This window comes from Colwellia sp. SU-HH00943, assembly GCF_057546125.1.
On sequence record NZ_BAAJLW010000001.1, the window covers coordinates 450,848 to 470,710 of the forward strand.

18 protein-coding genes and 1 riboswitch are annotated in these 19,863 nt (G+C 39.0%); of the genes, 11 read left to right on the top strand and 7 right to left on the bottom strand.

Features of this window, described 5'->3' with window-relative positions:
• Positions 1 to 239: 239 nt before the first annotated feature.
• The 3 genes from rlmB to AC27GZ_RS01930 all read right to left on the bottom strand — a co-directional run bounded on the left by rlmB (position 240) and on the right by AC27GZ_RS01930 (position 4,331).
• Positions 240 to 995, bottom strand: a complete 756-nt coding sequence (gene rlmB, locus AC27GZ_RS01920; protein ID WP_487093188.1) for a 23S rRNA (guanosine(2251)-2'-O)-methyltransferase RlmB — start codon at positions 993 to 995, stop codon at positions 240 to 242.
• A gap of 41 nt (positions 996 to 1,036) precedes the next feature.
• Positions 1,037 to 3,460, bottom strand: coding sequence for a ribonuclease R (gene rnr, locus AC27GZ_RS01925; RefSeq protein ID WP_487093189.1), 2,424 nt, complete (start codon positions 3,458 to 3,460; stop codon positions 1,037 to 1,039).
• Positions 3,461 to 3,713: 253 nt separating this feature from the next.
• Positions 3,714 to 4,331, bottom strand: coding sequence for a tetratricopeptide repeat protein (locus tag AC27GZ_RS01930; RefSeq protein WP_487093190.1), 618 nt, complete (start codon positions 4,329 to 4,331; stop codon positions 3,714 to 3,716).
• Positions 4,332 to 4,562: 231 nt separating this feature from the next.
• On the opposite strand from AC27GZ_RS01930, the gene AC27GZ_RS01935 reads away from it, so the two are divergent.
• Together AC27GZ_RS01935 and AC27GZ_RS01940 are read left to right on the top strand one after the other, a co-directional pair.
• Positions 4,563 to 5,708 (top strand): cyclic di-GMP phosphodiesterase, encoded by a 1,146-nt coding sequence (locus tag AC27GZ_RS01935; RefSeq protein WP_487093191.1) that lies wholly within the window; start codon positions 4,563 to 4,565, stop codon positions 5,706 to 5,708.
• Positions 5,709 to 5,800: 92 nt separating this feature from the next.
• Entirely contained in the window at positions 5,801 to 6,832 is a 1,032-nt protein-coding gene (locus tag AC27GZ_RS01940; RefSeq protein ID WP_487093192.1) for a DUF484 family protein, read from the top strand.
• Between the two features lie 65 nt (positions 6,833 to 6,897).
• Here the strand turns inward: AC27GZ_RS01940 and erpA are convergent, their stop codons facing one another.
• Entirely contained in the window at positions 6,898 to 7,251 is a 354-nt protein-coding gene (erpA, locus tag AC27GZ_RS01945; RefSeq protein WP_487093193.1) for an iron-sulfur cluster insertion protein ErpA, read from the bottom strand.
• Positions 7,252 to 7,392: 141 nt separating this feature from the next.
• Positions 7,393 to 8,109, bottom strand: a complete 717-nt coding sequence (locus AC27GZ_RS01950) for a DUF6776 family protein (RefSeq protein WP_487093194.1) — start codon at positions 8,107 to 8,109, stop codon at positions 7,393 to 7,395.
• A 58-nt stretch (positions 8,110 to 8,167) separates the two neighbouring features.
• On the opposite strand from AC27GZ_RS01950, the gene AC27GZ_RS01955 reads away from it, so the two are divergent.
• The 5 genes from AC27GZ_RS01955 to hemL all read left to right on the top strand — a co-directional run bounded on the left by AC27GZ_RS01955 (position 8,168) and on the right by hemL (position 15,046).
• Positions 8,168 to 9,946 (top strand): chloride channel protein, encoded by a 1,779-nt coding sequence (locus AC27GZ_RS01955; protein ID WP_487093195.1) that lies wholly within the window; start codon positions 8,168 to 8,170, stop codon positions 9,944 to 9,946.
• Positions 9,946 to 10,398 carry a protoporphyrinogen oxidase HemJ gene (hemJ, locus tag AC27GZ_RS01960; protein ID WP_487093196.1) on the top strand — a complete coding sequence of 151 codons (453 nt, stop codon included), beginning with the start codon at positions 9,946 to 9,948 and terminating at the stop codon, positions 10,396 to 10,398. The genes AC27GZ_RS01955 and hemJ overlap by 1 nt, the downstream gene beginning before the upstream one ends.
• A gap of 31 nt (positions 10,399 to 10,429) precedes the next feature.
• Positions 10,430 to 12,520 (top strand): trypsin-like serine protease, encoded by a 2,091-nt coding sequence (locus AC27GZ_RS01965; RefSeq protein WP_487093197.1) that lies wholly within the window; start codon positions 10,430 to 10,432, stop codon positions 12,518 to 12,520.
• Positions 12,521 to 12,640: 120 nt separating this feature from the next.
• Complete coding sequence (locus tag AC27GZ_RS01970; RefSeq protein WP_487093198.1) at positions 12,641 to 13,651, top strand: aspartate carbamoyltransferase; 1,011 nt, start codon at positions 12,641 to 12,643, stop codon at positions 13,649 to 13,651.
• Positions 13,652 to 13,738: 87 nt separating this feature from the next.
• Positions 13,739 to 15,046 carry a glutamate-1-semialdehyde 2,1-aminomutase gene (gene hemL, locus AC27GZ_RS01975; RefSeq protein ID WP_487093199.1) on the top strand — a complete coding sequence of 436 codons (1,308 nt, stop codon included), beginning with the start codon at positions 13,739 to 13,741 and terminating at the stop codon, positions 15,044 to 15,046.
• Positions 15,047 to 15,080: 34 nt separating this feature from the next.
• Here the strand turns inward: hemL and AC27GZ_RS01980 are convergent, their stop codons facing one another.
• Together AC27GZ_RS01980 and moeA are read right to left on the bottom strand one after the other, a co-directional pair.
• Complete coding sequence (locus AC27GZ_RS01980; protein WP_487093200.1) at positions 15,081 to 15,467, bottom strand: hypothetical protein; 387 nt, start codon at positions 15,465 to 15,467, stop codon at positions 15,081 to 15,083.
• A gap of 111 nt (positions 15,468 to 15,578) precedes the next feature.
• Positions 15,579 to 16,829, bottom strand: a complete 1,251-nt coding sequence (moeA, locus tag AC27GZ_RS01985) for a molybdopterin molybdotransferase MoeA (RefSeq protein WP_487093201.1) — start codon at positions 16,827 to 16,829, stop codon at positions 15,579 to 15,581.
• A gap of 187 nt (positions 16,830 to 17,016) precedes the next feature.
• Positions 17,017 to 17,184, top strand: a riboswitch (molybdenum cofactor riboswitch).
• On the opposite strand from moeA, the gene moaA reads away from it, so the two are divergent.
• From moaA to moaC, 4 genes are all read left to right on the top strand, one after another.
• Positions 17,171 to 18,142, top strand: coding sequence for a GTP 3',8-cyclase MoaA (moaA, locus tag AC27GZ_RS01990; protein ID WP_487093202.1), 972 nt, complete (start codon positions 17,171 to 17,173; stop codon positions 18,140 to 18,142). Its footprint overlaps the riboswitch before it by 14 nt.
• A 1-nt stretch (position 18,143) precedes the next feature.
• Complete coding sequence (gene mobA / locus AC27GZ_RS01995) at positions 18,144 to 18,773, top strand: molybdenum cofactor guanylyltransferase (RefSeq protein WP_487093203.1); 630 nt, start codon at positions 18,144 to 18,146, stop codon at positions 18,771 to 18,773.
• Between the two features lie 21 nt (positions 18,774 to 18,794).
• The gene (moaB, locus tag AC27GZ_RS02000; protein WP_487093204.1) at positions 18,795 to 19,337 is read left to right on the top strand and encodes a molybdenum cofactor biosynthesis protein B; all 543 of its coding nucleotides are present in this window, start codon (positions 18,795 to 18,797) and stop codon (positions 19,335 to 19,337) included.
• The gene (gene moaC / locus AC27GZ_RS02005; protein WP_487093205.1) at positions 19,337 to 19,840 is read left to right on the top strand and encodes a cyclic pyranopterin monophosphate synthase MoaC; all 504 of its coding nucleotides are present in this window, start codon (positions 19,337 to 19,339) and stop codon (positions 19,838 to 19,840) included. The genes moaB and moaC overlap by 1 nt, the downstream gene beginning before the upstream one ends.
• Positions 19,841 to 19,863: the final 23 nt, after the last annotated feature.

Here is a 19,863-nt window from a genome sequence, read left to right on the forward strand (position 1 = left end):
GCTTTGCTTATGCTATTCTAAGGTTATCTTAGTAAGCCACTATAATTAAAGATTTTTTTTACTGCAAGGGGTTTGCTTAGATAGATAGATACAGAGTCCTCTACCTCGATACCTCGATACCTTTGAACGATACCTTATGGCTAAAGAAATTGAGAAGGTTAAAATGTTTCTATCATCGCAAGTGCTGAGTTATCAATAAAACTCAAACCTCAGCACGCACAGCGATAAATGTACTCAAGCTAGTTTTTACGTTGCCTAACCATTTCAAATAAGCAAATGCCTGTTGCTACTGAAACATTAAGACTAGAGACACTACCTGCCATAGGAAGCTTCACTAATTGGTCGCAATTTTCACGCGTTAAACGACGCATACCTTTACCTTCAGCCCCCATCACTAAAGCCACAGGGCCTGATAAACTTACATCATACAAACAAGTATCTGTTTCACCTGCTGTGCCTATAATCCAAACCCCCATCTGCTGTAAATGCTTCATAGTACGTGCAAGGTTAGTGACTTGTACTAAAGGTACTGTTTCAGCAGCACCAACCGCTACTTTTCGCACTGTCGCAGTTAATTTGGCAGCATTATCTTTTGGAACAATAATAGCCTGCACACCGGCAGCATCAGCATTGCGTAAACAAGCACCTAAATTATGTGGGTCAGTAACGCCATCAAGAATCAATAAAAAAGGAGGTACATCGCGCTTTTCTGCAGTAGCAATAATATCGTCTAAGTCATTTTCAGTGTACATTTTGCCGGGCTTAACTCGTGCTACAACACCTTGGTGTTGCTCGCCACGGCTTTTATCATCAAGTACTCGACGTTGAACCATTTGCGTGGCTATACCGTATTTACGAGTTAAGTTAATAATGGGTAATAAACGCTCATCATCTCGACCCTTCAATAACCACATTTCGATAAAGCGCTCTGGAGCACTGGCTAATAAGGCATTAACCGCATGAATACCAAAGACTAATTCTTCATTTTTTGCCATCTTCATTTACCTTTCTAGCAACCACTTTATTTTCGCGTTGTCTACTTTTTAGCTTTTGCTTTCTTACGGGCATTTTTACCCGGACGTTTTTTTCTATCTGTTCGTTTTTTCGCTTTAGACTTTACTTTAGCTGGCGGTTTTTTCTTACTTGTCAGCTTTGCATTTGGCTTGGAATCTTTTTTTCTTCGTGATTGACTGTTAGTTTTTTTCTTACCTTTTGCACGCGCTATTTGCCCTTGCATGGCTAAATCAATTTTTTTCTCATCTAAATTTACCGCTGCAACTTGCACGCTAACAATATCACCAACACGATATTTTACCCCTGAATTCTCACCTGTTAAGCACATGCGAACATCATCATAATGATAATAATCAGCGCCAAGCGAGGTAATATGTACTAAGCCCTCAATATGTAAGTCTTGCAAACGTACGAACATGCCAAAATTAGTAACTGTACTAATAACACCTGTAAAACTATCACCAACATGATCTTGCATAAACTCACATTTTAACCAATCACTGACATCGCGAGTTGCTTCATCAGCACGACGCTCAGTCATTGAACAATGTTCACCAAGCTCTATGACTTCTTCTAGGGGGTAGCTGTAATGTCCGGCATTTGCCGCTTCCATGTCAGTATTTTTTTCTTGTGAGTTTGCCTGTTCAACTAAAATACTTTTTATTACACGGTGAACCACTAAATCAGGATAACGTCTGATAGGCGACGTAAAATGACTGTATGATGGTAATGCTAAACCAAAGTGACCTAAGTTATCGCTCTGGTAAACAGCTTGACGCATTGAGCGAAGCAGCATAGTTTGAATGAGTTCTTGATCGGGCCGATTAGCAACTTTAGCTAAAATATCACAATAATCTCTTGGCTCAGGCGTTTCTCTTACCGGCAATGAAATACCCAGCTCAGCTAAGTAGCTGACAAAATTATTATATTTATCTTCACTTGGCTTGTCGTGTACACGGAATAAGCCCGGCTTAGCGTGTTTATCAATAAACTTAGCCGTAGCAACATTGGCTAAAATCATACATTCTTCAATGATTTTATGAGCATTATTGCGAATTAAGGGCACAACACTTTCTATTTTCTTATTTTCGTTAAAAAGAAAAATTGATTCTTGCGTTTCAAAAGCTATAGCACCGCGTTTATTTCTAGCGTCACTTAACGCCAAGTACATGGATTTTAAATTCTCTAGTTCCGGCACACGTGCTGAATATTCTTCTCTCAGTTTTTGACCCGCCAGATTATCTTCAGCATCTAATATTGCGGCAACTTTACTGTAAGTAAATCGAGCATGAGAGCGCATCACTGCTGGGTAGAATTTACTGCTTGATAAATTTCCAGCCTCACTTACCGTCATTTCACAGACCATACAAAGGCGGTCAACATCAGGGTTTAATGAACATAAACCATTAGATAGTTTTTCCGGCAGCATAGGAATAACTTGGCTAGGAAAATATACTGAATTCCCGCGAGAGATAGCTTCATCATCCAAACTACTACCATGGCGAACATAATAACTCACATCAGCAATGGCTACCCATAAACGCCAGCCCCCTGATTTTTTACGTTCACAATACACGGCATCATCAAAATCACGGGCGTCTTCACCATCAATGGTCACTAAAGGTAAGTCACGTAAATCTTTACGAGGTAACTTCGCGGACTCTTCCACCTCATCAGCAATACCGGCAATTTCAGCTTGTACAGAATGAGAAAATTGATGAGGTAAATCATGAGCACGTAAGGCTATTTCTATTTCCATCCCCGGCGCCATATGATCGCCTAAAACTTCAATTACTTTACCAATAGCGTGGGAACGTTTGGTTGGTCTTTGTACTAATTCCAATACCACCATTTGACCATGGCGAGCGCCTAATTTTTCTTTTGGATCAATTAAAATTTCTTGCTTTATTTTAGTATCTTCCGGTACTACTGAGCAGACATGGTGATCAACATAAAAACGACCAACTATTGGGGCTTTTCTAGGCGTTATAACCTCAAGTATTTTTACTTCTTTACGGCCTTTTCGATCGGTACGATCAACTAAAACCGCTTGTACTACATCACCATGAAATACACGCTGCATTTCATGCGATGAAATATAGAAATCTTTACCACGCTTGTCTTTAATTCCTGAATCATCAGGCGAAAAAAAGCCAAAGCCATCGCGATGTCCAATAACTGTACCGGTAAGTAAATTGTTTTTGGCTAATGGGGCATATTGCTTAAATTTATTAAAAACAAGCTGACCACTATTTTCCATGGCACGCAAACGTCGCTTTAAACCAACCAGTTGATATTCTTCAGTATAATTAAGTGTTTTCACTAAGGTTTTAAAGGTTGGTGGTGGCGAGCACTTTTCAATAATCGATAACAATAGTTCGCGAGAAGCTACGGGCTTTTCGTATTTTTGGGCTTCACGCTTAGCGTGTGGATCGTTTAAGGTCACAGTAATTGGTTACTTATAGTGGATGGATTTATAAAATCAACTTGCGTTGAGTATATCACAAAGTCAGCTAATGAAAGTTAAGAAAATAAGTCTTGCTAACAGAATAGGTTACATTGTTTCGATTATACGACAAACAGTCATATCTATGCTTAGAAATACGGAATTTTTAGCCCGATAAAAGTCACAAAACAGCCATCAGAGCGAATTACTCAAGTAAAAGAAGTTATTAGTGAAATATAGAGGCGATAAGCGTTTAATTGGTATAGTCTACCTTTTTAGCAGACTCAACAACATGGGCTGGCATTTTCATAGCTAACTGTTTTTTTAACTGAGTGATTTTCTTATAAACCGCTTTGTCATCAGTCAGAGCATGATGTAGTTGAGAATATAACGCTGGATAATCAAGCGGACTACCATAGCCTTGCTGATAAATATCCGCTAAACGCATTTGAGCGGCAAGATTGTTCATAGCAGCGGCAGCTTTTAGGTAAACAATGGCTTTTGATATGTCCACTTGCATGAACTTCCCTACATGATAGTAGCGCCCCATTTGCTCAAGCCCCTCAGACAAGCCTTGATCTGCCGCTAATTGCATATAATGTAAACCAAGCTCAATATCTTTTTTAACACATACACCATAGGCCAGCATATCTCCCCACAAAAACTGGTAGGAAGGCATTTGAGCTTTAACCGCTCGTGCTTCAATATCTTGAACCAATTGACACTCATCAATAACAACCTGACTTAAGTGTTTGTTTTCCTTTATTAAGTCAAGTAGCTGATCATCAGTGTAAATTTGAACAGCCTGCAAATTTTGCCCATTTGCGGGCGTTAAAAATAAACAACATAGTAAAGCAATAAAAATACGCATAAAAACCCTAAGAGACAATAAACTGCATGTTCAACACTAAAATAGAAATATATAACTAAAGTAATATGCCTTTTTATCGGCAACTTCCTTTTTTAGTTGAATACCCAATTTTTATTGAAGCAAAATTAACACCATTTTTTACATTTTCTACTATTGTTAATCTTATAAATTTCGCTACACTGAACCGATACTACAGATTGACCGTTAATTTAATAAGCGCAGGTAAATGCATTGAAAACTGAAATTGACATTACCGAACTCAAAGTAGGTCATTATGTGGTTGAAATAGTGAAGCAACAAGGTAATTTAAATTTAACCGCTTCAGGACATATCAAAAATCAAAATGTGATTAACAACCTTAAAAGTAAACAAGTACAATCACTCCTTATTGATGAAAATAAAACCATTGCCTCCTCCCCTTCACACAAGGCGAAAATAACAGCGGAAGTAAAACACGCAAAAGCGGTTTTTAACGAATCAAAAGCCATTCAAAAAACTGTTTTTTCTCAAGCACTCACTGGCGCAAGTATAGAGCTAGCACCCGTCATTGATGTCTGTAACAAAAGTATCGATGCAATTTTCAATAGTCCTGATTCATTAGCCTGTATGGTTAATATTCGACAAAAAGATGAGTACTTATTAGAGCACTCAGTAGCAGTTTCAATTTATATCATACTTTTTGCTCGCTACCTTAAGCTTGATAAAAATATTATTGAGCAGCTCTCTGTTGGCGCCTTTTTACACGATATTGGTAAGATTAAAATCCCTGATGAAATCTTAAATAAGCCAGGTAAACTTACCAATGACGAATTTACTGTGATGAAAACCCACGCAAATCACTCCATTGATATCATCACGAAAACCCCTGGCATCAGTGAAATTAGTACAGAAATTGCCGCACTACATCATGAAAAATTAGATGGCACAGGTTATCCTTTTCAAGTCAAAGGTGATGATATCAATCAGTATGGTCGAATGATTGCTATATGTGATATTTTTGACGCGCTCACAGCAACACGCGTTTATAAAAAAGGTTTCTCATTTCCAAAAGCTTTTGCAATTTTACGCGAATTAGCACAAAACGATCATTTAGATACTGAGCTTGTTGATCACTTTATTAAATGTATTGGTGTATTTCCGGTTGGCTCGCTTGTGCAGCTCGATTCAAAAAAACTGGCAATGATAGAAGAGCGTAACGACAAAAATCCTACCAAACCCAAAGTGCGAAGCTTTTATAGTGTAACCGCGAATAACTTTGTTGAAGCTGAAGCAATTAATTTAGCAGAAGCTGACGATTTCATTGAAAAAGGCGTTTGTGCAGAAGAGTTTGATTTAGATATGAATAAAATCATTGAAATGTTAATGATGGATGGTTAAAGTTCATCTGTACTCATTAATATTATTCATGCCCCCTAATTCTGTATTTGTACTCCTGATTGATGTTCGGGTACAAAAGAGGTGATATTATCATGTCAAACACCGTGATCGAATTAGAGCAAAAGTTAGCTAAAGTATTAGCTAACTCACGCGCCAATGAGGCAATCGCCCAAAAATTATTTGAAATAGAAACACAAATATTAAGCTGCAAATCAAGCCAAGAGCTATTGCAACAGTTACTCACTACGATCAAAGAAAAGTTTAATTTAACCGGTATTTGCTTATTACTGGTAGAGCCGACACCGATAAAATATTTACTCAGCGGCAATATGCAAACTACTTGGCATCAAGCTAATTGCAGAACTATTGCCACCAAGCAGTTACAAGCTTTTCATCCACATAGAAAACCTTTTTTAACCAATGACATTCGTCAAATAGCCAGCATACTACCTAAAAACTTGGTTAACAAAACCCAATCTGCGGCGTTGACACCGCTCACACTTGAGGGCGAATTATTCGGCAGTATACTGTTCACTGATGATAATAAAGATCGTTTCCACCCCAATCTCGGTACGCTTCACCTAGAACAACTTGCGGTTAAAATTAGCCTGTGTTTGTCCAATGCCATGATTCGTGAACAGTTAGAATATATGGCTCACTACGATAGGCTAACTGGTGTCGCCAACAGACGTTTAATGGAAGTGACTATCAATGAAGAGTTGATCAGACAAAAACGTTATAATGTTCCCTTTTCTGTTATCTTTATTGATTGCAATAAGTTTAAACAAATCAACGATACCTATGGGCATGACTGTGGTGACAAGGTACTGACTTACGTCGCTACCCAGTTACAAGAATTAATTAGAGAAAATGATCGGTGCTTTCGTTATGCCGGTGATGAGTTTGTTATTACCTTAGCAAGCCAAACCTATCAAGAAGCCTTGCAAGCTTGCCATAGGCTAACAACGTTTTTCCAACAAAACCCTATGCCTTATGAAGGCTCATATTTACCTGTGACAATTAGCTGTGGTGCAGCCGCCAGTGATGGTAAAAAGAACATGGATGAATTATTAAAGGCGGCAGATGAGCAACTTTATATTCACAAAAAGGCTTCTGTTACCTGAGCGTATTGAGTGACCAATAAAAAAGCCTGCTTGAGCAGGCTTTAATTGATAGTAATAAGATAAATTTATATTGAGAACGATGAACCACAACCACAGGTTGTTGTTGCATTTGGGTTATTAACCACAAAACGACTGCCTTCTAAACTCTCAAGATAATCAACTTCACCGTCCACTAAATACTGCAAGCTCATAGGGTCAATAACCATCATCACTCCTTGCTTTTCAATCGTCATATCCCCTTCGTTGACTTTTTCATCGAAGGTAAAACCGTATTGAAAACCAGAACAACCGCCACCTGTTACGTAAACTCTTAATTTTAATTCAGGATTTTCTTCTTCAGTGATTAACGACAATACTTTTGTCGCGGCAGCATCTGTAAATTTTATGGGTAACTCTAGGTTATCTGTGGACTCAGACATGAAACTCTACTTAATAAAATGTGAACAACAATAAACCGGCTAATTATCTTAAACCTGACTAATTTAATCAAGTATTATTTCTCTGCTAGCACAGGGTTTAAGGCACTCACATCACATTAACTTGATGTTAAAACCAACTAATTACTCAATACTCCAAGTTACGGTTTTATTAAGCTTTTGGTATTTTTGCCATTTAGTTTGAGTCAAAATCGCTGAAAACTGTACTTTTTCTGGAATAAAATTTTCAGGTAAAGTGAAAGCGCCTTCAATAACCTGAAAGTATTTGAAACTAAAGGCGAGATCTTTTTTGGCAATGTCCGCTATTTCGCTCAGTTTTAAACTATGAGGTTTATTATTTAAGCTGCCGATAACTTCAATATCCACATAACCTTTTGCATAACGTTTTTTTAATAGTTGCTGAACGAGAATTACTTGAAAATTATAATGGTTCGGGCTTTGGGTCGCACTTACCTTAACATTATCAATCACTAAACCGTCAGCCTCTTTTTCTGGCGCCATCACTTTTTCGTAAAAGGCTAACTGCTTTTTCACTTGATAATGCTCATCAGCCATTTTCTTTAAGGTGACTTGTGCATTTTGATTTGCTAACTGCTCAACCGCTAATTCAACTTCTAGCGCATGAATATGTTCAACTTGTTTAGATTGTTGAGCATACAAATTATCTAAACGCTGCTTTTGTTGTGCTAACGTTGAAGCTTGAAAACTATGATAATAATTACCTAACCGATATCCCGTAAATAAGCATATTACAATAAGAGCCACTAAAAAAATTGCTGATTTAAATGGCCCTAAACGCTCTATGACAACGCGCAGATTTATTTTTGCTAACCAATTCATATGTAAAGTATAATGATCCTATAATAACAACAATAAGTCGCTTAAACATAAACAAATAATGATCTCTCTAGCCTCAGTCAGAAAGCACCTTGCTTTACCTAAAACCTCATGGCAGATTTGTATTCTTGCCATTTTGGGTGGAGTTTTCTCGGCTATATTAGTGATTTTATTCACACTGGTTATTCAAGAAATCCAGCAACTCTATTTAACAGAGCGCGATAACTATAACACCTTAGATGGAGTAAGTCGTTTTGATTTACCGATTATTGGTGCACTCATCATCTTATTGTTTGCTTGGTTAACGGGTTATAAATATTTAAGAACCGGTATCCCTTTTGTTCTACACCGCTTGAAAGTTGCCCATGGTGTCATTCCACTAAAAAATACCTTGAACCAGTTTTTCGGTAGTGCAGTAGCTTTAGCTTCAGGTTTTTCTGTCGGTAGAGAAGGCCCAGCTGTTCATTTAGGCGCTGCTGCAAGTAGTTATATTGGAAACCTATTGAAACTCCCCCACAATAGCACTAAAACCTTATGTGCCTGTGGTATTGCTGCGGGTATTTCTGCGACGTTTAATACTCCTATAGCGGCAGTGATTTTTGTCATGGAAGTGATCATGCGTGAGTATAAAATTCATATTTTTATACCTGTTATGTTAGCTTCATTAGTTGGCTCAATCATGACGCGTAGTGTCTTTGATGTTTCTCATAATTTTGAATATTTTCATACTATAGAGCTGATTCCTCAGCATTATATTCCGTTAATTATATTAGCCATTTTATTAGGCTCTTTAGCAGCAGCGTTTAATAAAAGCCTTATCACAATTATTAAACACAGTGTGAAATTTCATATCGTCGTCAGATTAATGCTAGCAGCCTTAATTACAGGCAGCTTAGGTTTTCTTGTACCTGGTGCGATGGGAGTTGGTAGTGGTGCTATCGATGTCTCCCTAAATAATAACTGGCATATAGGTTTACTACTGGCTTTATTACTTGCCAAATTTGTAATGACCACTTTTGCCTTAGGTCTAGGTATTCCCGGTGGCATCATAGGTCCCATCATTGGCATTGGTGCCATTGCTGGCGCATTAGCGGGCGCTGTGGTTATGCATATTTTACCGGGCGAACAGCTTACCAATGATTTTATTTTACTTGGCATGGCAGGTTTTATGGCGGCAAGTTTAAATGCTCCGCTTGCCGCCTTACTAGCGGTAGTTGAGCTATCGGGTCAACTAGAAATAATTGTTCCAGCCATGATAGTAATTACCGTTGCCAGCATTATTTCAGGACAGCTATTTAATAATCGCTCTGTGTTTACTATGCAGCTGGATGTGCAAAACCTCATTTATCGTCGACCACCAATCGAGAAAACCTTAGAAAAAATCGGTGTGCTTGGCATCATGAACGATAAGTTTAAGTTACTAGAACAAGAAAGCAAAAATGCCATTGCCGGACAAGTTGTCAGTACCTCAATTGATACGCTAGTGATTAATAAAACGATCAATAAGATCATGGTCAAAAAACAAATCACCGAACAAGTAAGTTATTTTTGGGCAGAATTCGACGAGCAAGTGCCGTTAGCCACTGGTGTTAATGACAGCGAGATAAAAACCAGTCACTACCAAGTATCAAAAAAAATGCAGTTACACGAACTCACTCCGCTTTCCCATCAAGCAACCTTGGCCGATGCATACTTATTGCTTGTTGAGAGTCGTTGCGGCGGTGTCTACATTTATCAAAAAGATATAACCGATATTATTGGTATTGTGACTTTTGAGCAGATTCGTCAATACTTAGTCACCGGTAAATTGAGTAAATATACAAAAGGAAAAACCCTGTAATGAGCGACTTTATTATTAATCACCTATTATGGTTTAAAGCTTTTCATGTGATATTTATGGTGGCTTGGTTTGCGGGTATTTTTTATTTACCACGACTGTTTGTTAATCACGCTGAAACTGATTCGCAAGCAGTAATAACGCAATTAAAAGGGATGGAAAAGCGCTTATTATTCTTTATTACTCCTTTTGCTTTGTTAACCTTAGTCTTTGGCTTAGCTATTATTCATGGTTATGGCTCTGCTTGGTTTGCTGCAGCAAAGTGGATGCATATAAAACTGAGCTTAGTAATATTGCTGTTTGTTTATCATGGATATTGTTTTAAATTACTCAAAGATTTTGCGCAGGATAAAAACACTCGCTCAGGAAAATTTTATCGCTTATTTAATGAAATTCCTGTGTTAGCATTATTTGCTATTATTATTTTAGCTTATGTGAAACCCACTTTTGGTTAAAAACATAAAACTGACATCATTAGAGGTATCAATGAAAAATATTTTGCAGTACGTCATCACTTCAGTTTGCCTATTAATAGCATTTGTCAGTATTAACGTTAGCGCAACAGCAACAAAAGACAACCTGATAAAGCCTAAAATAGTTGGTGGAGAAGCAGCCAACATATCTGCTTGGCCGTGGATGTCTGCATTAGTCTACACCTTTGACGAAATATCTACCTCCCTAACAGTGGCTAATACAAATTATGAATCCCAACCTTTCAGCTATGGCGTAGCAGGCTCTGCTACAGGTGACATTGTTGATTGTGGCATTGGTGATACTGCATGTACCGCTGCTGACCAAAATATTTGTTTGATTGAGCGTGGCGATATTAACTTTTCGGTTAAAGTAGACAATTGCGAAGCTGGCGGCGGCATTGGCGCGATCATATATAATAATGTTGATGGTATTATTAATGGCACCTTAGGAGAAGAATATACCGGCACTATTCCCGTTGTAGCTGTCACTCAAGATGACGGAGCTACTCTGCTCAATTCCATTGGCATGGCAGCAACGGTAACTGTTTCTGAAGCCGTGTCACTTGCCCAAACCCAAACCTGTGGCGGTTCATTTTTAGGTGATAAATGGGTATTAACTGCCGCCCATTGCGTAGACGGTGTCAGTACCAACCAATTAAAAGTTAATGTTGGAGAGTGGGACTTAAGCAATGGTGCTGCCAATGCAATAGCCATTAAACGTATCTACGTTCACAGTGATTATCAAAAAGATATTGAACTTGATAATGATATTGCCCTCATTGAATTAAGTGAAAGTGTTAACAATGAAGCGATTACGCTCGTGGGTTTAGCCGAAACATCACAACTAGCCATAGAAAACAGTACAGCTACGGTCATTGGCTGGGGTGGTAGAGAAGGTTATGATCCCGACAACGGACCAACATCTGATTTCCCCAACATATTGCACCAAGTTGATTTGCAATTGATGACCAACCAAGTTTGTAAGACGACATTAGCGCAATCATATAGCGAAATTTATGAAGGTAATTATTCAGCTAATGCTGTCGGCATTACGGATGCCATGATTTGCGCTGCAGTGCCTGGAGGCAATAAAAGCTCATGCCAAGGAGACAGTGGTGGGCCATTAATGGTAAACACTAATGAAGGCTGGCAACAAATAGGTATTGTCAGCTGGGGTGTTGGGTGTGCTGCCGAAGGATTCCCAGGCGTATATACTCGCTCAGCATTATTTATCGACTGGATAGATCAGATCACCAAAGGAGTTGCTACAGAGCAAAATGTAGATTTTGGCATTCAAGCACAAAGTATCTCTGAAAGTACACAAATCACTTTAGTCAACAATAGTGACTTAACTGCAAATTTAACCTTCAACATTACAGGTAGCAGCCATTTCACTATAACCAATAATGTTTGTTCAATAATAACCGCTGGCAGCACATGTGAGCTTGAAGTGACTTACGATGCTAGACAAGTTGGCAGCCATAGTGCTCAGCTTATTATCACCTCAGATAATACTGACATAGCGACGAGTAGCAGTGCTTTATCTGCCGACACTATTGCGCTATCCAATACGATAAAAACACAACTTACAAGTAATGATGAAGCTTTAACTTGGTATACAGGTGGCAACGCAAGTTGGCAGCTTGACAATACCCAAGCAGCCATTGTCAGTGGCTCTATTTCAGGTGAGCAGCAAAGCGCTGTGATGGTGACCTTTACAGGTGCAGGTGAATTATCCTTCGAGTGGGCTGTGTCTTCTGAAGAAAATACTGAGGATCCAAGTGATCCTTTTGATGCTTTATATGTTTACCTAGACAATGAGTTAATTAACTTTATTTCTGGCGAGGTTGCTTACACAAGTGAAACCATTGAATTTGCCGAAGGTGACCACAAAATAACTTGGGTATATGCTAAAGATCCCTTTGTTTCAGAAGGTGATGATAACGCTCATATTCGCAATATCATTTTTACCCCCACGCAAACAGACGATCCTCAAGATAGCTCACCAAGCACGCCATCGAACGACAACTCAAGTTCAGGAGGTGGCAACATTGCTTGGTTATCATTATGGTTGATTGCATTAATGTTTATTCGTAAAAAGTAAACGGGCTAGATTATGACTAGTCAATGAGGATTAGCTTGATATCCTTATTGGCTAGCATTTTAAAAACTACAATTTTGTGCTATATTCCTGCCAAATTTTCTGCGGAAACTTCTTTTTAAAATGATGACATTTCAAGGCAGCCACATTCTGTCAGTTTCACAATTTGACCGTGATGCAATTGCAAGAATTCTAGATATTTCAGCACAAATGGCTCCTTATGCCGCGAGGAAGAAGCGTTGTTACGTACTCGAAGGCGCAATATTAAGTAACCTATTTTTTGAACCAAGTACTCGAACTCGCGTAAGTTTTGGCACGGCCTTTAACTTGCTCGGCGGCTTTGTTCGTGAAACGGTTGGTCAAGAAAACTCATCCTTGAGTAAAGGTGAATCTCTATTTGATACGGCGCAAGTGATTAGTGGCTATAGCGATGTTATAGCAATGCGACACCCACAAATGCACTCGGTTGAACAATTCGCCCAAGGCAGTACAGTGCCAGTGATCAATGGTGGTGATGGCGCCAATGAACACCCAACGCAAGCCTTACTCGACTTATTCACTATTCAGTCTGAAATGATGCACTATCAAAAAGGACTAGATAACCTTGATATTGTCTTAATGGGTGATCTAAAACATGGCCGTACTGTACACTCATTATCTAAATTATTGAGCCTGTATAACAACGTTAAAGTCACCATGGTTTCGCCACCTGAGCTACAAATGCCTGATGGCGTTGTATCAACATTAGAAAATGCCGGCCATCAAGTGATTATCACAGACACCATGGCTGGTAATTTATCCTGCGATGTGATTTACCAAACCCGTATTCAGCAAGAACGTTTTGCCAGCAAAGATGAAGCAGATTTATATCGTGGTCACTTCAGCTTAAACAGAAGTATCTATAAACAGTATTGCCGTGAAAATACTGTCATCATGCACCCTTTACCTCGAGATTCTCGCCCTGAAGCAAATGAATTAGACATAGATTTAAACGACCTAGACAGCTTAGCTATTTTTAGGCAAGCACAAAATGGTGTTTTAGTCAGAATGGCATTATTTGCATTAACTTTAGGTGTTGAAGATCAATTAACGCAATACGAAAAAGAAGTAAACTGGCACACGAACAAGCGTTAGCTTTCAATCGCCTAATAATAATTTCTGCGCGACACTTGGCTTGATAGTTAATTGAGTAAGCCGCAAACCTAAAAAAGAGTTTTGACTATGAATGGAACAACTAATTTTTCAACCAGTAATTCTGAGCAATTATTCGCTCAAGCAAAAACAATTATCCCTGGTGGCGTAAATTCACCTGTACGAGCATTTAATAGTGTGGGCGGCACACCGTCTTTTATCAAACGCGCACAAGGTGCTTATATTTATGATGCTGATGATAATGCTTACATTGATTATGTTGGCTCTTGGGGGCCAATGATTTTGGGTCATAACCACCCAAGCATTTTAGAAGCGGTTATTAATACCGCTCAAAATGGTCTTAGTTTTGGTGCGCCAACGGAATTAGAAATCACCATGGCTGAGAAAGTACGTGAATTAGTGCCCTCTATGGAATCACTACGCATGGTAAGCTCTGGCACTGAAGCCACCATGAGTGCAATACGTTTAGCTCGAGGTTTTACTGGCCGAGACAAAATATTAAAATTTGAAGGCTGTTATCATGGTCACGCCGACTCATTACTCGTTAAAGCGGGCTCTGGCGCCTTAACCTTAGGTGTGCCAAATTCGCCCGGTATTCCTGCTGACTTTGCAAAACATACATTAACGGTTAGTTATAACAATCTAGAAGAAGTTAAAGAAATTTTTGCAAAATACCCAGATCAAATCGCCTGTATTATTGTTGAGCCTGTAGCGGGTAATATGAACTGTGTACCTCCTGTTAAAGGCTTCCTTGAAGGGCTTCGTGAGGTTTGTGATGAATTTAATTCCGTGCTTATTTTTGATGAAGTAATGACGGGATTTCGCGTTGCTTTAGGCGGTGCACAAGCGCATTACCAAATTAAGCCTGACTTAACCACTTTAGGTAAGGTCATTGGTGGCGGTATGCCTGTTGGTGCATTTGGTGGTAAGCAAGAGATAATGGACTACATTGCGCCTGTAGGGCCAGTTTACCAAGCAGGTACGCTTTCAGGTAACCCTATTGCGATGGCTGCAGGGTTAGCTTCATTAACAGAGTTATCAAAAGGTGAAAAACACCAACAACTTAGTGCTGCCACTGAAAAACTTGCGATGGGTTTAAAAGCCGCAGCAGAGCGTCACGGCATTAACCTAACAATTAATTATGTAGGTGCAATGTTTGGCTTCTTCTTCACTAATGATGAAGGACCTATTACTAGCTTTGAACAAGTTATGGCGTGTGATAGTGACAAATTTAAACGCTTCTTCCACTTGATGTTAGAGCAAGGTGTTTACTTAGCACCTTCAGCGTTTGAGGCGGGCTTTTTATCTACTGCACATACGGATGAAATTATTGAGGAAACGTTAGAAGCTGCAGCGAAGTGCTTTGCGCAACTTTAATGTATTAATGAAATAAAATGCAACAAAAGAACTATCACTCACTTGATAGTTCTTTTGTTAACCAATCAAACCCTTGCTGCCAGCCCAGCTCTAAGCCCGCAAATGTTTTCATATTCAAATCATCCATTTCTCGTAGTGAGGCTATGCGTTTACTTTGCTTAACACCAGCATCATGATAATTAATCACAGCAATGGCTTTAAGTTTTTCATGAGAACCCATAGTTAACTTAGCTTCATAGCTATATTGATAACTATTAACTTTATTGACTAAAAGACCAAAACTGTCAAAAAAGTGCTCCGAAAAAAATTGTTCACATTCTTCAACCATTTCTAAGGTCATTTCAATATTTTTATTAATGATAACTTCGGCAATGTTGTTATTATAAATTTTAATATTACCGAAACTAAGTTGATGCTTCATAGTCTGTTCCTATCTAAGATAATTTCAGTCTAGTTCAACATTTTTATTTTGTAAATGATTCTCATTTAAAATCATTTACACTACAAATTTATTACATTTTGTTTACACATTTCATTGCAAAAATTGATCAAACAATTGTACAGTCACGGTTTCTCCTGCACTGACTCTCCCTTGCTCAGCCGCCAGTACAATAAAACAATTAGCATTGGCTAAACTGGATAAAATACCTGAGCCTTGAGCTCCTGTAGATGAAACAACATTTTCACCCTGCTCATTTATCATTAATATGCCGCGCTGAAAATCCATACGGCCAGGTGATTTTTTTAGGTCATGAATACATTTAACCTGTAAATGAGTTCGCTTTAACGCAGCAGCATTTTGCATTTTAGTTAATGCGACAATAGCTAACTGATGAAAAGTGACTAAGGCGGACACAGGGTTACCTGGCAATCCGAAAAAGACACTGTTCGATAACTTACCAAAAGCAAAGGGCTTACCTGGTTTCATGGCTATTTTCCAAAAACCTATTTCACCCAGTTCATCCAATACAGTTTTCGTATAATCAGCATCGCCTACAGATACACCACCAGATGAAATAACAGCATCCGCTTGACTATCAGCACTTACAAAAGCGGCTTTTATAGCTTCAAAGTCATCTTTGATAATGCCAAAGTTGATCACCTCAATATGTAATTTTTCCAGCATTGCTTGTAAGACAAAGCTGTTACTTTCGTAGATATCACCTGAATTAAGTGTTTGACCCGGCATTTTTAATTCATCACCAGTGGCAATTAACGCTACTTTTAATCGACGAAAAACGCTCACTTCACTTACGCCAAGTGAGGCTAAAATGCCAATATCAACGGCTGATAATTTCTGCCCGCGACTTAACACTGGCTGACCAAGTTTAATATCTTCACCTGCTTTACGCACATGAGAGCCTAACTGCCTTTCTTTGAAACTTTTTCCAGCCGAAAAAGTAATTTGATCTGCCTCAACTTCTACATTTTCTTGCATTTCAACACTATCACAACAAGCTGGCATTTTTGCGCCAGTCATAATACGAATGCATTCACCTGACTTACACTCGCCCTGAAAAGGCGCACCAGCCATAGAGCGCCCTACCAAAGTTAAGGTATTGCTTTGAGATAAGCTATCTAGTGCAAAAGCGTACCCGTCCATAGCAGAGTTATCATGATTTGGTACATTCAAGGGGCTAGCAATATCTTGCGCTAAAACATAATCTAACGCTTGTGTAATCGGTAAGGTTAAGGTTTCTACTACCGGCGTTATTTGGGACAGCATTTTTTCTAACGCACTGTCAAAGGGCAACAGTCCTGGAGCAGAACAACAATCAGACATGGCAAACTCGCTTAATTTTTTTCTAAAAACTCAAAAGGTGAATGGCGTTATTATTACTTAAATAAAGGCGTTAGTGATAGTCATTTAATCTGACATTTATAGATATATATCAAGTATTGATAAATCAAAAAAATGATACTATCACTCTCATAAAATGATATATACTTAGAAGAAGCCATTTGGTTTTAAAAGTATTTTACACCGAGCTGGAATAACTAACGCACTGTTTTTTACTAAACAGCTATGTTATTTCAAGCCGTAGCAACTGTGTTATGAAAAAACGCTTTGCTGCCAGGGTTAACAAGGAAACGCGTTAGCCTCCCGACATTTGGAAAGGTGATATGTTAACAGACAACTACGGCCGTAGGTTTTATTACCTGCGTCTATCTATTACTGACGTTTGCAATTTTAAGTGCAACTACTGCTTGCCTGACGGTTATCAATGTGATCAACCTCGCGACTTTTTGTCGCTTGCTGAAATTAAGCGAGTTACGTCAGCCTTTGCCAGTCTTGGCACAGAAAAAATTCGAATTACCGGTGGTGAGCCTTCCCTTCGTAAAGACTTACCTGAAATAATTGCGGCATGTAAGCAAACCCAAGGCATTAAGAAGGTTGCAATAACCAGCAATGGTTATAAATTACCTGAGCACCTTCCTCACTGGTTAGATGCAGGTATTGATGCAATAAACATCAGCATAGACAGTTTAGATCCAAGACAGTTTCTTGCCATTACAGGTCACAACAAGCTTGATACAATTTTAAAAGGCGTTGATATGGCCTTAGCTGATGGCCGACCAAGTATCAAAATTAATACCGTGTTAATGCGTGAATATAGCGGTAAAGATATTCAAAGCTATTTAGACTGGTTAAAAGACACACCAGTAACATTACGCTTTATAGAATTGATGCAAACTGGCGATAACCAAGCCTTCTTTGATGCTCAACACGTGCAAGGCTCTCGTATCAAACAAAACTTAATTTTAGATGGCTGGCTGCCTGTTATTCAAGACAAAGCTGCTGGTCCTGCACAAGAGTTTTACCATCCAGACTATCAAGGCAGAATCGGTTTAATCATGCCTTACTCAAAAGATTTTTGTGACAGCTGCAATAGATTACGAGTTAGCTCTTCAGGTAAATTGCATTTATGCTTATTCGGTGACAGTGGTTTATCGTTACGTGAACAATTGCAATGTGATGATATTGAACCGTTACAAGCTAAAATTTTATCTTTGCTTGGCGATAAGAAAGCTTCACATTTTCTGCATGATAAACTTACTGGCGGCACTAAGCACTTGGCAATGCTAGGCGGTTAATATGACGACCTTATCAATTCATGACTCATTTAGCGATGACTGTTTAGGTGTTGTACTTGCTGGCGGTTTATCGTCACGAATGGGGGAAAATAAAGCCTCCTTGACCCGTAACCATACTTCTATGCTTGAATTTTCTAAACAATTATTAGCAGATTCAGGTATTCAGCATATTGTTGTCAGCGGTGATGATTATGACGTAGCTGATCAAATCAAAGACGCTGGCCCAGTTGGTGGCATTCTGAGTGTTTTATCACGTTTTCCTCAAGCTAAGTCACTATTAATTTTACCGGTCGACTTACCTTGCATGACGGTACAAGCGTTAACTGAGTTACGCTTAAAAGGGGAATTAAGCCAAAAAGCAACACACTTTACCGGCCATAATATTCCATTGTATTTACCGAACAACGCTTATTTAGAGCTGTTTTTACAGCAAGCTTTTAATCAAGCAGTTTCAACAGAAGCAGAGTCAGCAAAAGCCAAAAGCACTCGATTTAAAAACAAAGGGCCATCAATAAACAGTTTATTAAAACAAGTCCCCCATCAAGCCATTAACATAGCAGATGAGCAGGCACTTTTTAACACCAATACGCCCGAACAATGGCAACAAGCAAAACAGTTATTCAGTCAATAAATATTTTTCAAAGGAACAATTATGTCAGCACACGGCGGCAAAACTTTTACCCCTTTAAACATAGCAGTACTAACAGTGTCAGATACTCGCACTGAAGAAAACGATACCTCAGGTCAGGCATTAGTTGAGCGTCTCACTGACACTGGTCACAACTTAGCTGATAAAGCGATTGTTATTGATGACGTGTATCAACTACGAGCAAAAGTATCTCAATGGATAGCTGATGATAGTATTAACGTCATTATTTCAACAGGTGGCACAGGTTTTACTGCCCGTGACAATACCCCTGAAGCTTTAATGCCTTTGTTTGATAAAAATATCGAAGGTTTTGGTGAAATATTTCGCCATATATCGCTCACTGAAATAGGCACTTCTACCATTCAATCACGTGCCTTTGGCGGTATTGCCAACAAAACCGTAGTGCTGTGTGTGCCAGGATCAACCAATGCTTGTAAAACCGCTTGGGATAAAGTGATTAAAGAACAACTAGATGCCAGTCACAGGCCGTGCAATTTTGTCCCGCATTTAAACCTCCGTGCTGAGCAATGTGAGACTCGCAGCTAATGACAGATTCAACAAACGCTACACAATCACCGACGCTAAGCCACTTGAATCAGCAAGGTGAAGCCAATATGGTTGATGTCACTGAAAAAGCCATGACATCCCGCACCGCAACAGCGCAAGGTTTTATTAAAATGAATGCGGCAACCTTTGAGCTCATCACTACAGGTAAGCATAAAAAAGGGGATGTTTTTGCTGTAGCACGTATTGCCGGTATTCAAGCAGCGAAAAAATGCAGCGACTTGATCCCGCTATGTCACCCATTGATGTTAAGTAAGGTACAAGTTGACTTCACACTTGATGAAGAAAACACACAAGTGAAGGTTACAAGCCTATGTCGTTTGACTGGTCAAACTGGCGTTGAAATGGAAGCCTTAACGGCTGTTTCAGTGGCTTGTTTAACGTTATTTGATATGTGTAAAGCCGCTGATCCCGCGATGGAAATTCACGGTATTAAAGTACTCACCAAAGAAGGTGGCAAATCAGGCAGTTGGCAATCAGCATAGAAACGAATCGAAACGAATGACTG

What these genes read in the sequence shown, in the direction of transcription:
- AC27GZ_RS01940 (WP_487093192.1), top strand. Translation starts at nt 5,801, where the DNA reads ATGTCAAACACCGTGATCGAATTAGAGCAAAAGTTAGCTAAAGTATTA.
- mobA (WP_487093203.1), top strand. Translation starts at nt 18,144, where the DNA reads ATGACGACCTTATCAATTCATGACTCATTTAGCGATGACTGTTTAGGT.
- moeA (WP_487093201.1), bottom strand. Translation starts at nt 16,829, where the DNA reads ATGTCTGATTGTTGTTCTGCTCCAGGACTGTTGCCCTTTGACAGTGCG.
- rlmB (WP_487093188.1), bottom strand. Translation starts at nt 995, where the DNA reads ATGGCAAAAAATGAAGAATTAGTCTTTGGTATTCATGCGGTTAATGCC.
- erpA (WP_487093193.1), bottom strand. Translation starts at nt 7,251, where the DNA reads ATGTCTGAGTCCACAGATAACCTAGAGTTACCCATAAAATTTACAGAT.
- moaA (WP_487093202.1), top strand. Translation starts at nt 17,171, where the DNA reads ATGTTAACAGACAACTACGGCCGTAGGTTTTATTACCTGCGTCTATCT.
- AC27GZ_RS01950 (WP_487093194.1), bottom strand. Translation starts at nt 8,109, where the DNA reads ATGAATTGGTTAGCAAAAATAAATCTGCGCGTTGTCATAGAGCGTTTA.
- moaB (WP_487093204.1), top strand. Translation starts at nt 18,795, where the DNA reads ATGTCAGCACACGGCGGCAAAACTTTTACCCCTTTAAACATAGCAGTA.
- moaC (WP_487093205.1), top strand. Translation starts at nt 19,337, where the DNA reads ATGACAGATTCAACAAACGCTACACAATCACCGACGCTAAGCCACTTG.
- AC27GZ_RS01930 (WP_487093190.1), bottom strand. Translation starts at nt 4,331, where the DNA reads ATGCGTATTTTTATTGCTTTACTATGTTGTTTATTTTTAACGCCCGCA.
- hemL (WP_487093199.1), top strand. Translation starts at nt 13,739, where the DNA reads ATGAATGGAACAACTAATTTTTCAACCAGTAATTCTGAGCAATTATTC.
- AC27GZ_RS01980 (WP_487093200.1), bottom strand. Translation starts at nt 15,467, where the DNA reads ATGAAGCATCAACTTAGTTTCGGTAATATTAAAATTTATAATAACAAC.
- hemJ (WP_487093196.1), top strand. Translation starts at nt 9,946, where the DNA reads ATGAGCGACTTTATTATTAATCACCTATTATGGTTTAAAGCTTTTCAT.
- AC27GZ_RS01965 (WP_487093197.1), top strand. Translation starts at nt 10,430, where the DNA reads ATGAAAAATATTTTGCAGTACGTCATCACTTCAGTTTGCCTATTAATA.
- AC27GZ_RS01955 (WP_487093195.1), top strand. Translation starts at nt 8,168, where the DNA reads ATGATCTCTCTAGCCTCAGTCAGAAAGCACCTTGCTTTACCTAAAACC.
- AC27GZ_RS01970 (WP_487093198.1), top strand. Translation starts at nt 12,641, where the DNA reads ATGATGACATTTCAAGGCAGCCACATTCTGTCAGTTTCACAATTTGAC.